Origin of the sequence: Paraburkholderia domus, assembly GCF_905220705.1 — a bacterium.
GTDB classification, from domain to species: domain Bacteria; phylum Pseudomonadota; class Gammaproteobacteria; order Burkholderiales; family Burkholderiaceae; genus Paraburkholderia; species Paraburkholderia domus.
Map to the genome: position 1 here is coordinate 57,636 of NZ_CAJNAT010000021.1, position 14,738 is coordinate 72,373.

Here is a 14,738-nt window from a genome sequence, read left to right on the forward strand (position 1 = left end):
TGCTACCTGACGGGTGGATGTGAACGCCGCGCAGGAACGTGCAGCAGTACCGGCGTCGCAAAAAACATGAATATCAGGGAAGGCGCTGGGCGGGCAAGGCGGCGCACACGAGCTTGCAGCCGCCGCCACGGCGAATCGGGTGGTCGGCATCGGTCTGCCGGGGCGATGGCGCCGAGGGCCGGTATTTCATCCGCGTGCAATTTTGGCGCGTTACTGTGCGCACGCGTTGCGCCCAGGCCATGTTTTACAATCGCGGGCCTGAATGCAACTCGACGCATGAAATCGAGTCGGAACCATGAACAGCAAACCCGTAGCCGCGCAAATCGGCGGCAAGCAGCAAGACAAAACGTTGGCCGCGTGTGACGGCCTAACCGGTTTCTTAGAGCAGCAACAGAACATGAACGGAGCATTGAGACTCGCTCAGGCCACGATCGTACTCGTCGAAGACGACCCGGATAGCCGGGAATCACTGGCCTTGTTACTCGAGGCGGAAGGGGCGCATGTTGTCGCTGTGGCGGATGCGGAAGCGGGCGTCGAAGCGGCACTGCAACTGTTACCCGACGCTGTCGTGTGTGACCTCGAATTGCCGGCCATGGACGGTTTTTATCTGATCCAGCGGCTGCGCGATCACGAGATTCGCGGCGACCACGCGCCTTCGGTGGCCGTGGCGCTCACGGGCCATACCGACGACGCTTACCGCTTGCGCAGCATCGGCGAAGGCTTCCAGCATTTCATGACCAAGCCGGCCTCGCCGGAAGACCTCGTGACGTTGTTACACGACGCAATCGACGCCCGCGCTGCGGGCTGAGGTTTTTCGCGGGCGGGTGGCGGTTTTTGTCCGCCGCTGTCATTTGGCGGCGGCGACCGGCGTTGCGGCACCGGCGCTGGCCGCTTCCGCTGCCTGACAGGCGGAACACAATCCCTTCAATTCGATTTCGTCGCTGGCAAGGCGATAGCCCGCGTCTTCGATTTGCGCGACGAGCGCCTGGCGCAGCTTGGGCTGATGCAGTTCGGTGACGTTGCCGCATTGCTGGCAGACCACCAGAATGCCGTGCTGGCACTGCGTCAGGTCGTGGCAGACCGTGAACGCATTGATCGATTCGATGCGGTGGACGAGCCCAGCCGAGAGCAGAAAGTCCAGCGCCCGGTAAACCGTGGGCGGCGCCGAGCCGGGATGGATCTGGCGCATGTCGTCGAGCAACGAATACGCCTTGGTGGCGCGCCCGGAATTCAGCAGCAATTCGAGCACTTTGCGGCGGATCGGCGTGAGTTTTTCGCCGCGTTCGCGGCAATATTCTTCCGCGAGAGTCAATGCGGCTTCTTGCGAATTACCGTGCCCAAGGTGTATTTGCTCCGGCTCATGATGAGGAGCGGAGGCGGCAAGGGTGGCTTGGTCGGCGGTCGCGGCGGGCTTGGCGGTCTTCATGGGTCGATTATAAAGGCCATCGGGCTTCGCTGTGCCGGTGTCCGGTGCGCCTGCCGCGCGCGGCAGAGCGCCGCCGCGAGGCATAAGGCTGCCGGACTCAGTCGAGCTTCACCGCAAAGCCGCGCTGCACGCCGGGCCGCGCGAACAGCGCCGCGTACCAGCGTTGCACGTTCGGATAAGTGGCGAGGTCCACTTTGTGCCGTTCGTGACGCCATGCCCAGCCAAGAATCGCGAAATCCGCCACCGACAATTCCCCCGCCACAAATTCCGTTTGCGCGAGGCGCCGGTCGAGCACGCCATACAAACGGTGGGTTTCGTCCGAATAGCGCTTGAGGCCATAGGCGCGGTCGGCGGCCGACTCGAGCGCGGCGAAGTGGTGCACCTGACCCGGTATCGGCCCGAAACCGCCCATTTGCCACATCAGCCACTCGAGCACCGGGACGCGTTCGCGCAGCGTCTTCGGCAGGAATTTGCCCGTTTTTTCGGCGAGATACAGCAACACTGCACCGGACTCGAAGACGCTGATCGGCTGGCCGTCGGGCCCATCCGTATCGACGATCGCGGGAATCCTGTTGTTTGGGCTGATGCGCAGAAAATCAGGCTGGAACTGATCCCCACGGCCAATGTTGACCGGCTGCACCGTGTAGGGCAGTTCCATTTCTTCGAGCGCGACGCTGACCTTGCGGCCGTTCGGCGTGCCCCATGCGTAGAGGGTGATCGACATGTCGGATGGCCGCAGGGTGGCTTACGTCAGCGGGAAATCGATGTATTTCTTGAACCCCGGGCGCGTCGCAATCCGCGAATACCAGCGCTCCAGATTCGGCAGCGGGGGACGTTCGACGCCATCCAGCCCGAACCAGCGTTTCGCGTACGCGCCGATCACGATATCGGCGAGCGTGAACTTCTCGCCTTCGAGGAAGAAGCGGCCTTGCAGATGGTTGTCGAGCAGGCGCCACTGCAGCGTGACCGCGCTGAAGTCGGTGGCGAGTTTGGCGGCGTCGCGCTCGGCGGCGGGCGTGCGCACGAGGGCCCAGAACACAGGCTTTTCCGCGGGCTGCAGCGTGGTGAGCGACCAGTCGAGCCAGCGATCGATGCTGGAGCGCAGTTTCGGCTCGGACGGATACAGGAGGCTCGATTCACCGTATTGCAGCACCAGATAGCGCAGGATCGAGCTCGATTCCCACAGCACGAAGTCGTCGTCGACCAGCGTCGGAATCTTGCCAGTCGGGTTCATTGCCAGATAGTCGGGTTCGTTGTTGCGGCCGAATTGCAGGCCAGCGTCGATGCGTTCATACGGCAGCACCAGTTCGTCACAACACCACAAGACTTTCTGTACGTTGACCGAGTTGGTGCGTCCCCAGATCGTAATCATCCGGCAAATCCTTTTTTTTACATTTACGGTTGGCAAGCCGCGCGAGGCGCGCGGCGTTCAGCCAGTAACGATACACGATGCGCATGGGTTTGCGCGCCGCCAGCCTGCAATCTGCCGCGTGAAGTGCGGCCCGAAGCGTGTTCCCCATCGAGGTCCGCAGGGCACCCGAACCGCCATGCCGGCAACGCGCGGGCGTTGCGTACAATGGGCGCAACCGAATATGACGAGGCACCGCATGGCCCGCATTGTCCCCGACGACTGGAAGAGCCTCGCCGCCACCGGCGCGGCGGCACGCGAACGCGAAACCCTCGCGTTGCTGGAAGAAGCGCTTCCCGATGGCTACACCGTCTATCACGGCGTGCACTGGACCCGCCTGAATCAGAACTTTTCAGTATTCGGCGAGGCCGACTTCGTGGTTGTCAGCCCCGCCGGGCGCGTGATGATCGTCGAACAGAAAACCGGTTTCCTGCGCGAAACGCCGAAGGGACTCGTCAAGGTCTATCTTCAGACGGAACGTAATGTGGCGATCGCGCTCGCTCACACTGTCGAAACGCTGCACCGGCGCTTCACCGCGGCGTTCGGCGCGGGCACTTATTTCATCGAAGAACTGCTGTATTGCCCGGACCACATCGTCAAGGACGCGGCGATCGCGGGTGTGAACCCTTCGCGGATCGTCGACGCGACGCGTAAGGACCGGCTTGCGGCGATCATTCGCGAAGCCTTGCCGGCCGACGAGCCGCGCCTGGCCTGCGCGCCGAAAATCCACCACTTTCTCGCCGACGAACTCGCGCTCACGCCCGACGCCAGCGCGCTGGTCGGCCAGGCCGGCACGCTCGTCACGCGCCTCGCGGGCGGCCTCGCGACCTGGGCGCGGCGGCTCGAGTTTTCGCCGTTCCGGCTGCGCGTGATCGGCACGGCGGGTTCCGGTAAGACGCAACTGGCGGTGCAGGTGATGAAGGACGCGGTGGCGCGCGGGCAGCGGCCTTTGTACGTGTGTTTTAACCGGCCGCTCGCGGATCACATCGCTCGGGTCGCGCCGCCTGAGGCGAAGGTGGCGAACTATCACCAGCTATGCGACTGGATTGCACGCGATGCGGGCCGCGAGCCGGATTTCCAGTCCGGCGACGTATTCGATCAGCTTGAAACGATTTTCGCCGGAACGCCGATCGACGCGCGCTGGCAATTCGACGTGCTGATCGTCGACGAAGGGCAGGATTTCCAGGAGCCGTGGGTTGCCGCACTCGAGCGCCTGTTGCGGCCAGGCGCCGCGTGGTGGTGGCTCGAAGACCCGCTGCAGAATCTGTATATGCGCGAGCCGGTCGAGCTGCCCGGCTGGACCACGCTGAAAGAGACCACCAACTACCGCAGTCCGCGCGACATTCTCGATTATGTGCGCGACGTGGTCGGCGCCTCGGTGCCGGTCGCGGCGGGTCTGGCATCGGGCAGTCCGTTCGACGGCTCCGATATTTCACTTTCGGTCTACGACGAAGCGAATGCCGCCGAAGGCAGCATCGAGGCGACCAAGCGGGCGATCACGCAGGCGTTGTCGCTCGGCTTTCGCAAACAGGACATTGCCGTGCTCTCGTTTCGCGGCCGCGAAGGTTCGGCGATGACCACGCAGGATCATCTCGGCCCGCATCGGTTGCGCAGTTTTACGGGTAAGTACGATCTGTTCGGCAACCCGGCGTATCGCGAAGGGGATGTGCTGTTCGAGTCGATCTATCGCTTCAAGGGGCAGGCGGCGCCGTGCGTGATTCTCACTGAAGTCGACTTCGAGTCGTTCGATGAACGCATCGCGCGCAAGCTGTTCGTCGGCGCCACGCGCGCGACGATGAAGCTGATCATCGTTGCCTCGCAGCGGGCCGCACGGCATCTGCATTTGCGCGACGGTAAAGAGGTCAAGGAGGCGAAAGAAACCTAGTGCTGGCTCGGACCGATGCGCGAACCCGGATTCACGCGTTCGGGCCTACGCTCTCAAATCCACGCCTCACGTCCATGCGCGCGCGCCCACCAGCATGCCGGTTTGCGTGAGCGCGTCCCACCAGATCACGCGCAGGAGCGGCGCCTGCTGCGCGATCAGCAGCGCCTGCACTGGATCGCTCTCGACAAAATGCGTGACACCGCCGCGCAATGCGGCAGCCGCCTTGTGAGCGGCGGCGCCGGCGGGACTTTCGTCGTGCGTGCCGGGCGTGCGCATCACCAGTTGCATGTGACCGAAGCCATGCCGCGCGAGCCACGCTTCGGTGCGTGCGCGATCCAGTTCCGGCCGGCCCGTGATGATCGTGCGAACGCGTTGCAGATCGATGCCGGGCAGCACGTCGAACGGCAGCAGTTCGTCGCGTTCGGCGAGCGCCGCCGCGAGATCCTCGTCATAGCGCGCGAGCGGCACGTCGGGTAGCAGAATGCCGTCGAGGTCGATTGCGTAGGTGGCGTATTCGTGATCGTCGGCCATGGCGGGCGCCGCCCCCGCTTGCACGCGTTCCCAGTCCTCACGATAACGCTCGGTGTAGGCCTGGCGCTCCCACGGAAACAGCGCGAAGTAGCCGCGGGCGTCGATCGCGTAATCGGGTTGCGTGCGGCTCAGGTCGTCGACCGCGGCGGTCAGTGTTCTGACATCGAGGTCATGCTGTTGCAGGAATGCGATGCAATCAGTCAGGGTAAAGCCGCGCCCCGCGATGTCCTCGCACAGCAGCACTTTCGAGCCCGCGGGCGGGATCGGCAGCGTCGAATCCCAGGCGACCGTGCGCGACTGGCGGTCGTAACGCAGGAATGCGACCGGCGTGCCGGCCGCATGCGACACCATCAACGCAAGCGGCGCGCCGCCACGCAGAATACCGATCGCCATCGTGAAGCGCTCGGCCAGCAAGGCGGGTTGCAGCGATTCGATCCAGTGATCGAGTTGTTCGTACGTCAGGGGCAAGACCGGCTTGTTCATGACTCGTATGGCGTCGCGTTGCGCACGTGGGGCAGGTGTCTCGTCAGCGGGGAGCAGCACGGCGGCAGGTCCTCGTTTTTGAGACAGAGAATTTTGGCGATATTATGCATGCGGTTCAAAGATCGCGCGTCGGGGTGACGCGTGTTGCCGGACGGGGCGTGTCGCGAAGACCGGCGCCGGGCCGGAAAAGGGCGCCGCAGCTTCGCTAGCAGGCTGAGTCGACGCAGCGCGGAGCCGCCCACAAAATAACAAACGAGGGAATAAGCAAGCAAATGACCAAGGTGAGCGCAGGGCTGGATGTCAGGAAAGGCGTGTACTGGCGCGCAGGGTGGGCGATGGGTCTGATCTTCGCGCTCGCCGCGTGGAGCATGCAGGCGCAGGCAGACTCGTTGCCCTTGTCGCTCGACGTAAAGGGCAAAATCAGCAAGACCAACGATGCGGCGCACCAGTTGTATCACTTCACCGAGGCACAACTGCTCGCGTTACCGGTCCATTCCATTACGACCGCCACCACCTGGACTCCGCGTTCCACCTTCACAGGACCGCTGCTCGCGGATATCCTGAAGATAGTCGGCGCATCCGGCAGCGCAATCGAGATCCATACGCTCGACGACTATACGTACACCATTCCGGTGTCGGACTGCGATCGCTACGGCGTAATCGTTGCCTACAGCATGAACGGCCGGCGCCTGAAGATCAGCGACTTCGGGCCGCTGTTTCTTATGTATCCGCGCGACGCGTTCCCTGATGAACTCATGGGCGCGGCGGGCGACTCGAAATTCGTATGGCAGATCAAGGCACTCGTCATCAAATAACGCGCCGCCCCTGGCGCCGTGTCCTCTATGTGCTGATCTGGTTGACCGCGCTCGCGGCGCCGGCCGGCGCAATTGGCTATCTGTTGTACGCGAACCTGCTCAATCCGCGCGCTACCGAACAGCTGACCGGTCAGTACGACGGCTTCTATTGGGACGCCGCGCAAATGCAGATCGCCTACGCGCGTTTCGAGAACCAGTTGCTGCTGTATCAATCCGGTGTCGACGACGACTATCAGCGGCTCACGCTGCGCTACCAGTTGCTGCAATCGAAGCTGCATGTGCTGGCCGGTTCGACGCGCCGGCTGACCACGCAGCTCGCACTGCTGCAACGGCAAATGGACGAGATCCAGTCGCTCGATCATCTGCTTGACGGGATTCAGCCTGAGGTGGATTCCTTGCCGAAGGACCACCGCCGCGCCAATGAGATCGTCGTGGAATTGCGCCAGCATTGGAATGAGGTCAACGATCTCGCGTTGAGCCGCCGTTTCGCTGACGTGGCCGACCGTGAGGCGATGAACCGCGATTTCATCGACAAGCGCCGCATGCTGTTCGCGGGCGGCCTGTTGCTGCTGCTACTGTCGGCGGCCGCGACCACGTTGCTGGTGTTCAACGGCCGGCGCCGCACGCGCCTGATGCATCAGCAGCACGCGGCGCTCGAAGCCGAGCATCAGGCGAGCCGCGCGGCGCGCGAGGCGAGTCTCGCGAAGGACGCGTTTCTGGGCATGATCAGTCACGAACTGCGCACGCCGTTGCATGCGATCGTGTCGTCGATCGAATTGCTGGGCTTCAACTATCACTCCGAGGCTGATCGTAAAGTCATTCAGCGGCTCGAAACCGCAGGGCGCCATCTGGAAGCACAGATGAAGGACCTGACCGACTACGCACGTCTCGGCGCCGGCAAGCTCGAATTGCGTCACGAGCATTTCGAGCCGCGCGAACTGCTGGCGTCGATCGTCGACGAACACGCGATGTCGGCCGCCGCCCGCGGCCTCAAGCTGGAAAGCGAGGCGAGTGGCATGAGCGGGCTCGTCGATTCCGATCCACACCGTATTCGCCAGATCGTCAACAACCTGGTCACCAACGCGATCCGTTACACCGAAACCGGCACGGTGCGCGTGCAACTGAGGCAGCGGCCGGCGGTGCTGATCTTCGTCGTCAGCGATACGGGACCGGGCGTGCCGCATGCGCAGATTCCGCTGATCTTCCAGGAGTTCACGCAGCTGGACGCGTCGCGCACGCGCCGCTTCGAGGGCGCGGGGATGGGGCTCACGATCGTGCAGGGGCTGGTCAGGCTGTTCGGCGGCACCGTCGAGGTGGCGAGCACGGTGGGTGTGGGCACCACCTTCACGGTGACGATCCCGGTCACGCCGGTGGCGGCAACCGCGCCACCCGGCGTGGCGGCGCACGCCGAACCGGGCGGCGCGCGCCCTTGTGTGCTGATCGTCGACGACAACCGCCTGATTCGCGAGTCGCTCAGCGAAATGATCGCGCACATGGATTTCGACGCGCACGCCGTTTCCAATGCCGACGATGCGCTAGCGTGGCTCGACGCGCGCCGCTGTGACGTGGTGCTGCTCGATCTGCATATGCCGGATCGCGACGGTTATGCATTTCTCGCGGATTTCGCGGCACGCGGGGGACCGTCGTCGAGTGTTCCGGTGATCGTGGTGAGCGCGTATGCACCGGAGGCGAGTGTCACAGGAGGAGCGGGAGAGGCCGGCTTGCAGCCGTTTTTCGAAGCGTTATTAAAGCCAGTACATTACGAGGAGCTGCGCAGCGCGTTGCAGCGTGCTTTGGCTTCGCGGCATTCGGCGTGACGTGACGCCCGGGAAGATGCAGATGGAGGAGGACTCAGCATGAGCACACACCTTCAGCCGCTTGCCGGCGCATGCATCATCAAGGCCGGTTGAGGCGCTTGGACAGATCGGCGACCAGGATCGCCATGCGCGCGGGCTTTTCATAGCACGCGACGTCGTAATTGCGGATGACCTGGCTGATCTCCGATTCGCTGGCCTTGCCGGTCAGCAATTCGCCGGTCAGCACGAAAATCGGCGCGTCCGGATTCTCCGACGCCCGCACCGCGCGGATCGCCGCCGCCGAGGTTTGCGAGCCGAACAGCCAGTCGATCACGACGCCGTCGAAGATCTGCGTATGCAGTTGTTCGGCGAACGCCGCGAGGCCGTAGATCGCCACCGCCGTGAAACCGCTGCGCTCGAGATAGTCGCGCAGGTTGTCGGCGGAGGCCTGATCGTCGTCGACCACGGCGATGGTCGGCTTGTCGGTTTCAGCGCGGCGCGGATAGATCTCGATCTTGTGGACTTCGTACGCGCTTTGGTAAAGCGTGCCGTCATGACGCGCGACACGCCATTGACCGAGCTTCGGGTACGCGACAAATTCCGGACGGCTGCCCGGTTCGAGCGCGGCGCCGACCCATGCGGTGCAGGCCAGCTCGATTGCGCCGATGCAGAACATCGCCTCCTGGGCGATGGCGCCGACCATGCCCGGATCGAGCGACTGTGCGCCGAATAGCTGAGCGGCAGGTTCGCCGAACACCTCGGCGACCTTCTTGATCTGCGAGAGGGTCCACGGACTGTTGCCGCGCAGCTTGCGGTGTCCCTGCGAAAAACTCAGATCGAGGATGCGGCACAACTCAGTGGTTTGCTGGCGTTTGCCGATTCCATGCCGGCTCATTAACTCGCGCACGCGCTCGGCGACGGCGATGGAGTCAGGTGAGTGTGTTTCGTTGGCCATACTGCGTGAGAGTCTGCCTTCTTGAAGGGTGGCGATGGCGCGTGCGATACGGCACGCGCAGCGGGGCCATGCACATTGGATGCGCATTGACGCGGCGACGCAGGGGTCAGCAAATGTACCGTAAAAAGTAGCACGGCCTGTGTTTTTGTATGACCGCCGCCGAGCTTGTCTATGCGAGGTCCGAACGAACAAACTCGGCGATCTGTTTATGCTTTTAGCATTGAACGTATTTTACCGATGAAACCGCACGTAATCTGTAGAGAACTAACTTTGACAGGTGTATTCCCTACTTCCCTACGCGACGCTATGCCGGCGGCATTGTGTCGAGTTTCGCTGCCGAGCTTTTCAGGCCTTTGAAAATCCGCTCGGCGACCTTCGCCGGAAAACGTTCGGGCAAGTCGGCCGCGACCCGCGCGATGACCTCCGGCGTCTGTTCGATCAGCCGTTGGATCAAAGGCTCGGCGTTCGCGCCGTACGAGCACCTCAGCGCCATGGTGTTGAAGTGGCGCCGCTGCACGTCGCGGAAGGCGTCGTGTTTGCTGCGTGACCACATCGCCATGGCGAGCCTGGCCTTGAACCACGACCACTGGTTCGGGCCATTGCCTTCCACCGGCCAGATCGACATCACGTCGTAAAGCGGCGTGAGACGGTACTGGCCGCCCGCCAGCAGGCGAATGCTGAAGTTCTTGGCGTGGCCGTCCGGCGCCGCCAGCATCCAGAACAGGATCTGGCTTGCCAGCAGCGTCTCGATGTCGTGTTGCGCCGACACCGATTGCTGGAGAATCCGCGCGAGGTCGAGCACGCCCGGACCACCTTCGTTTTCGTACTTGCGATGCGACGGCACGCCGTACACCTGGCAGAAGTCTTCCTGCGGCAGGCGCAGCAGCCATTGCCCGCCCGAATGCAGTTGCCGGTCGAAGCGTTCGACGCTCAGCACCCGCTGCTTGCCGAACGTCATGATCTCGGCGTTGGCCACCGGCAGGCCGTAGGCGCGCAGGATCCGCAGACACAGCCATTCGTTTTCGACCGAAGTGCTGAGGTCGGCAAGCTTATTGCCGACCAGCCCGAGCGGTAGCTTGAAAATATGCGTGGTGGGCGTGGCGCCATGCGGACGTTGCCACTTGCCTTCGTGCCACAGCAGGGCGGTTTTCTCCTGCGCGCCGGCGAGCGAGATGCGGAAATCGTCCGCTTCGTCGAGCGTGCCGAGGGTGGGATTGCTGACGGTGCGCGCCAGCATGGTCTCGATCTCACTGTCGGAGAGCGGCGTGCCCTCGATTCGTTCGACGCCGGCCGGCACGTCGTCAGCGGCCAGCAACTGGACGGCGCCCACACAATCGCGGCCGATGGCTTGCAGCAGGTCGAACGCATCGAGCGTATCGGTCTGGTAGCGTTGAGCGATGCGCTTTCTGATCGCCTCGCTGTCGGGCAGCAGATTGTCGAAATAGTTGAGCACCCGCGGCCCTTTGTGTGCCTCATTGCTCGGCGTGAATGGCAGCGAGAGCGAAAGCGGTCGGCCCGCGGGCGAGGCGACCCACGCGGGATCGTAAGCGAACTCCATGGGGCCGCGGGTGGGCAGGCGCCAGATGCCGACGCGCTCGCCGTTGGCCCACACCGAAAGCGCCCGCGAATGCGTTTGGCGGCCCATGCTTACCACTCGATCAAAGGCGCCGGCTCAGGCGCCGGCTGGTTCTTGTCGCGCACCTGCAATTGCAGGCCGTAGGCGCCGCACAGCGCCAGCAATTGTGCGAGAGTGAGGGCGGTGGCGTCGGTTTCTAGCGCCGAGACGCGGCTCTGGCTGACACCGATGCGCGCGGCGGCTTCGGCTTGGGTAAGGCCGGCCTGACGCCTGCCGGCAGCAAGCAGTTGGGCCATCTGGTCTGGCGTGGCGACGAGGTGGATCATGGCAAATTATCCGTGAGACGAATAAATAAACTTTATGCGTCACACAGATATTTGTCAAATATTCTTGTGGCGCATATTTTACAAATATCTGTGTGGCGCATAAACGGCAAATATTTGCGTGACGCATCAATTTCATCTGCCTGTGCCCTGTCCCGATGGCCGTGTAGCATGCTGTAAAAACATCTTCTATCGACATCGCGCGACTCATGAGCCAACCGACGCTACGCCACACTGACGTGCCGTACTACACGCAATGGGGCAGCCCCGAATGGGTGCGCCACATCGTCGAACACCTGGGCGACCCGTGCGACGACCCATACTGGGCACGCAGCGGTTTCGCCGACCCGCAGCGTTACCGTTTCTGGGCCAAGCGCCTGTGCGGTCTGACCTGCCTCGAATCCGCGCTCGACTACTGGCACATCGACCATGCGCCGCGCGCCACGCTGCTGGATGAAGCGCTGCGGCACGGCGTGTACCGGTTGCGCGATGACGGCGGCGTCGACGGTCTGATCTACCGGCCGTTCGCCGATTGGGTCGGCGAGGCATTCGGCATTCAGGTCGAGGTGCTGCCACAGGCGCCGCTCGAAGAGATCGCCGTGCGCATCGACGGCGACACGCTGGCGATCGCCTCCGTGAGTCCCGAGATCCGCTATCCGGAGCGGCCGAACCTGCGCCAGGGCGGCCATCTGATCCTGCTGCACGGGCGCGATCGCGATGGCGTATGGTTTCATAATCCGTCCGGCATTGCGCCCCACCAGGCGGATGTGTACTTGCCATTCGCAACGATGGCGCGTTTCTACGCAGGGCGTGGCATGACGCTCACCCGCATCGCACGCTAGACGCGGCAGCCGGTAAACTGTTCGGCGAGCGCACTGATCGGGCCCGTTTTCTGCTGAGGAGTTTCACACCGACCTTTGCGATACTGGAACGCGAGTCATGAATCGAATCTCTGCCTTGCTCGTCGCCAGCCTTGCCGCGTTCTGCGCCGTCACCGCAGCGAATGGGGCCACCCGGGACGAACAGGCCAAGGCCTGCCGCCGGGACGCGCTGCATTTCTGCATCGTTGACGTTCCGAACAGGGAAAAAATCATCGCCTGCATGAAGCGGCATCTCGACGAACTCAGTCCGGCGTGCCGCGCGATGTTCGATGGCGGCAAGAAGGGCGACGCTAACAACGCCAACGCCGCCTCGCAGTGAACGTGGCGGCAGCGCGCCGCTGCTGTTCGGCGGATCACGCTAACCCTTGCACGCCAGCCGGGTTCCGACGATCCGGCCCCACGGCGCGCCGGGCGTCGTAGAATCGCTTGTTCCCGACTCCCGGAGTAACCGCGTGTCTGATCAGCCACACCCGCAGCCACGCCCGCCACGCTTTCGCCTGCCGCGCCGTGCCCGCACACCCTGGCAGGCGCCGCGTGCCCGCACGCTCTTCACGCGCCCCGCGGCGTCGCCGCAGCGCGTGCTGCTGCAGCGTATTTATCTTGTGCTCGGCCTGTGTGTGCTCGCCTTCGCGGTGCTTTATCTCGATCGCGACGGCCTGCAAGACGCCCACCGCAAGGTGCTCGGCATCGTCGATCTGATGTACTTCACGATGGTCACCGTCGCCACCGTCGGTTATGGCGACATCGTGCCGGTCACCGCCCGCGCGCGGCTCATCGACGCCTTCTTCATCGTGCCGATCCGTATCGTCATCTGGTTCGTGTTTCTGGGCACCGCCTATCAGTTCGTCATTCAACGCGTCATCGAGGAATTCCGCATGAAACGCCTGCAAAAACAACTGCGCGATCACGTCGTGGTGTGCGGCTACGGATTGAGCGGTTCGGTCGCGGTGCGCGAGCTGCTGGAAAGCGGCTTCGCCGCGGAATCGATCGTTGTCATCGATTCACAGCAGGCGGTGCTCGAAGCAGCCACGGCGTTAGGTGTGGCGGGCCTGCTCGGCGATCCGTCGCGTGAGGATCTGTTGCAGCAGGCGCAGGTGCGCATCGCCAAAGCGGTCATCATTGCCGTCAGCGACGACGCCATCGCGATCCTGCTCACGTTGACCGTACGCAGCGTCGCGCCGGACACGAAGATCGTCGTGCGGATTCAGGAGCAAACCTATCAGCGCCAGTTGCGCCAGGCCGGTGCGGACGTGATCGTTTCGTCGACCAAAATCGGCGGTCTGCTGCTCGCCGACGCGGTGGGCAGCAACTATCTTGTCCCGTTCGTCAACGATCTGCTGTCGTCGCGCGGCCGTGTCAATCTGGTGGAACGTCCCGCCACGGCGCTCGAAATCGGCCGCTGGAGCAATGCGCTGCCGGGCGCGGTGGTGGTTGGGTTGATACGCGCCGGGCGGATGCTGTCGTTCTATGAGGACGAGCCGTGTCCGATCGAGCCGGGCGATCTGCTGATGGTGATCCAGTCGTCGCGCCATGTGAGCGAACCATCCGGCGGCTAAACCATACCGCGCTGGCGCGCAACCGGGTCTGCTCGCAGGCGTTTTCCGCTTCCTACATCCACACTCAGCAAGGCCGCACGCATGAAACTGAACCGCATGATCAGCACGGTCGAAGTGCACACCGCCGGCGAACCGTTTCGCATCGTTACGAGCGGCTTGCCGAAGTTTCCCGGCAAGACCATTGTCGAGCGGCGCGCATGGCTCAAGGAGCATGCCGATCATTTACGCCGCGCGCTGATGTTCGAGCCGCGTGGCCATGCCGATATGTACGGCGGTTATCTGACGGAGCCGGTGAGCGAAGGGGCGGACTTCGGCGTGATCTTCGTGCACAACGAGGGTTATAGCGATCATTGCGGCCACGGCGTGATCGCCCTCGCGACGGCGGCTGTCGCACTCGGCTGGGTCGAGCGCAGCGAGCCGGAAACGCGTGTCGGCATCGACGCGCCCTGCGGTTTCATCGAAGCGTTCGTGCAATGGGACGGCGAGCAGGCGGGGCGGGTGCGCTTCGTCAACGTGCCGTCGTTCATCTGGCAGCGCGACGTGACGGTGCACACGCCGAATTTCGGCGAAGTGCGCGGCGATATCGCGTTCGGCGGTGCGTTCTATTTCTACACGTCGGGCAAGCCCTTCGATCTGAACGTGCGCGAAGCCGAGATCGACCGGCTGATCCAGTTCGGCGACGAAGTCAAACGCGCGGCGAACGCGGCCTTCAAGGTCGAGCATCCGCTGATTCCGGAGATCAACCACATCTACGGCACGATCATCGACAACGCACCGCGTCACGCCGGCTCGACGCAGGCCAATTGCTGCGTGTTCGCCGACCGGGAAGTCGACCGCTCGCCGACTGGCTCCGGCACCGCGGGCCGTGTCGCGCAACTCTATTTGCGCGGCGAATTGGGACGCGACGAGACGCTGGTCAACGAATCGGTGATCGGCACGATATTTCGTGGCCGCGTTGTGTCGGAGACGAAGCTCGACCGTTTCGACGCAGTGATTCCGGAGATCGAAGGCGACGCGCACGTGTATGGTTTTGCAAACTGGATCGTCGACGAACGCGATCCGCTGACTTACGGTTTTCTGGTGCGCTGAATCGAACCCAACCC

15 protein-coding genes are annotated in these 14,738 nt (G+C 63.4%); 8 read left to right on the forward strand and 7 right to left on the reverse strand.

Features of this window, described 5'->3' with window-relative positions; genetic code table 11:
* Positions 1-295 precede the first annotated feature (295 nt).
* Positions 296-808 (forward strand): response regulator, encoded by a 513-nt coding sequence (locus KHO31_RS27690; protein WP_201078617.1) that lies wholly within the window; start codon positions 296-298, stop codon positions 806-808.
* A gap of 39 nt (positions 809-847) precedes the next feature.
* Here the strand turns inward: KHO31_RS27690 and KHO31_RS27695 are convergent, their stop codons facing one another.
* The 3 genes from KHO31_RS27695 to KHO31_RS27705 all read right to left on the reverse strand — a co-directional run bounded on the left by KHO31_RS27695 (position 848) and on the right by KHO31_RS27705 (position 2,798).
* Positions 848-1,426 carry a Fur family transcriptional regulator gene (locus tag KHO31_RS27695; RefSeq protein ID WP_201078615.1) on the reverse strand — a complete coding sequence of 193 codons (579 nt, stop codon included), beginning with the start codon at positions 1,424-1,426 and terminating at the stop codon, positions 848-850.
* 97 nt (positions 1,427-1,523) lie between these two features.
* A complete protein-coding gene (locus KHO31_RS27700) occupies positions 1,524-2,150 on the reverse strand; it encodes a glutathione binding-like protein (protein WP_201122887.1) in 627 nt (208 codons plus the stop codon).
* A gap of 21 nt (positions 2,151-2,171) precedes the next feature.
* Complete coding sequence (locus KHO31_RS27705; protein WP_211624580.1) at positions 2,172-2,798, reverse strand: glutathione S-transferase family protein; 627 nt, start codon at positions 2,796-2,798, stop codon at positions 2,172-2,174.
* Positions 2,799-3,033: 235 nt separating this feature from the next.
* Between KHO31_RS27705 and KHO31_RS27710 the strand changes: the two genes are divergently transcribed.
* A complete protein-coding gene (locus KHO31_RS27710) occupies positions 3,034-4,719 on the forward strand; it encodes an ATP-binding domain-containing protein (RefSeq protein ID WP_201078609.1) in 1,686 nt (561 codons plus the stop codon).
* Between the two features lie 66 nt (positions 4,720-4,785).
* Here the strand turns inward: KHO31_RS27710 and KHO31_RS27715 are convergent, their stop codons facing one another.
* The gene (locus KHO31_RS27715; RefSeq protein ID WP_201078683.1) at positions 4,786-5,733 is read right to left on the reverse strand and encodes a phosphoribosyltransferase; all 948 of its coding nucleotides are present in this window, start codon (positions 5,731-5,733) and stop codon (positions 4,786-4,788) included.
* A gap of 272 nt (positions 5,734-6,005) precedes the next feature.
* Here KHO31_RS27715 and KHO31_RS27720 point away from each other — a divergent pair, with 272 nt between their 5' ends.
* Together KHO31_RS27720 and KHO31_RS27725 are read left to right on the forward strand one after the other, a co-directional pair.
* On the forward strand, positions 6,006-6,548 hold the full coding sequence (locus KHO31_RS27720) for a molybdopterin-dependent oxidoreductase (protein ID WP_201078607.1): 543 nt from the start codon (positions 6,006-6,008) through the stop codon (positions 6,546-6,548).
* On the forward strand, positions 6,518-8,365 hold the full coding sequence (locus KHO31_RS27725; protein ID WP_201086019.1) for an ATP-binding response regulator: 1,848 nt from the start codon (positions 6,518-6,520) through the stop codon (positions 8,363-8,365). Before KHO31_RS27720 ends, KHO31_RS27725 begins: the two co-directional genes overlap by 31 nt.
* A 79-nt stretch (positions 8,366-8,444) precedes the next feature.
* Here the strand turns inward: KHO31_RS27725 and KHO31_RS27730 are convergent, their stop codons facing one another.
* The 3 genes from KHO31_RS27730 to KHO31_RS27740 form a co-directional block, all read right to left on the reverse strand.
* Positions 8,445-9,299: a helix-turn-helix domain-containing protein gene (locus KHO31_RS27730; protein ID WP_201086020.1), complete on the reverse strand. Its 855-nt coding sequence runs from the start codon at positions 9,297-9,299 to the stop codon at positions 8,445-8,447.
* A gap of 304 nt (positions 9,300-9,603) precedes the next feature.
* The gene (locus tag KHO31_RS27735) at positions 9,604-10,944 is read right to left on the reverse strand and encodes a type II toxin-antitoxin system HipA family toxin (RefSeq protein WP_201108323.1); all 1,341 of its coding nucleotides are present in this window, start codon (positions 10,942-10,944) and stop codon (positions 9,604-9,606) included.
* A gap of 2 nt (positions 10,945-10,946) precedes the next feature.
* The gene (locus KHO31_RS27740; RefSeq protein ID WP_201078599.1) at positions 10,947-11,201 is read right to left on the reverse strand and encodes a helix-turn-helix transcriptional regulator; all 255 of its coding nucleotides are present in this window, start codon (positions 11,199-11,201) and stop codon (positions 10,947-10,949) included.
* A 206-nt stretch (positions 11,202-11,407) separates the two neighbouring features.
* Here KHO31_RS27740 and KHO31_RS27745 point away from each other — a divergent pair, with 206 nt between their 5' ends.
* From KHO31_RS27745 to lhpH, 4 genes are all read left to right on the forward strand, one after another.
* Positions 11,408-12,040, forward strand: a complete 633-nt coding sequence (locus KHO31_RS27745) for a C39 family peptidase (protein ID WP_201078597.1) — start codon at positions 11,408-11,410, stop codon at positions 12,038-12,040.
* 97 nt (positions 12,041-12,137) lie between these two features.
* A complete protein-coding gene (locus KHO31_RS27750) occupies positions 12,138-12,398 on the forward strand; it encodes a hypothetical protein (protein WP_211624582.1) in 261 nt (86 codons plus the stop codon).
* A 133-nt stretch (positions 12,399-12,531) separates the two neighbouring features.
* Entirely contained in the window at positions 12,532-13,635 is a 1,104-nt protein-coding gene (locus tag KHO31_RS27755; protein WP_201078593.1) for a potassium channel family protein, read from the forward strand.
* Positions 13,636-13,716: 81 nt separating this feature from the next.
* Positions 13,717-14,724 (forward strand): trans-3-hydroxy-L-proline dehydratase, encoded by a 1,008-nt coding sequence (gene lhpH, locus KHO31_RS27760; protein ID WP_201078591.1) that lies wholly within the window; start codon positions 13,717-13,719, stop codon positions 14,722-14,724.
* The last annotated feature ends 14 nt before the right edge of the window (positions 14,725-14,738 follow it).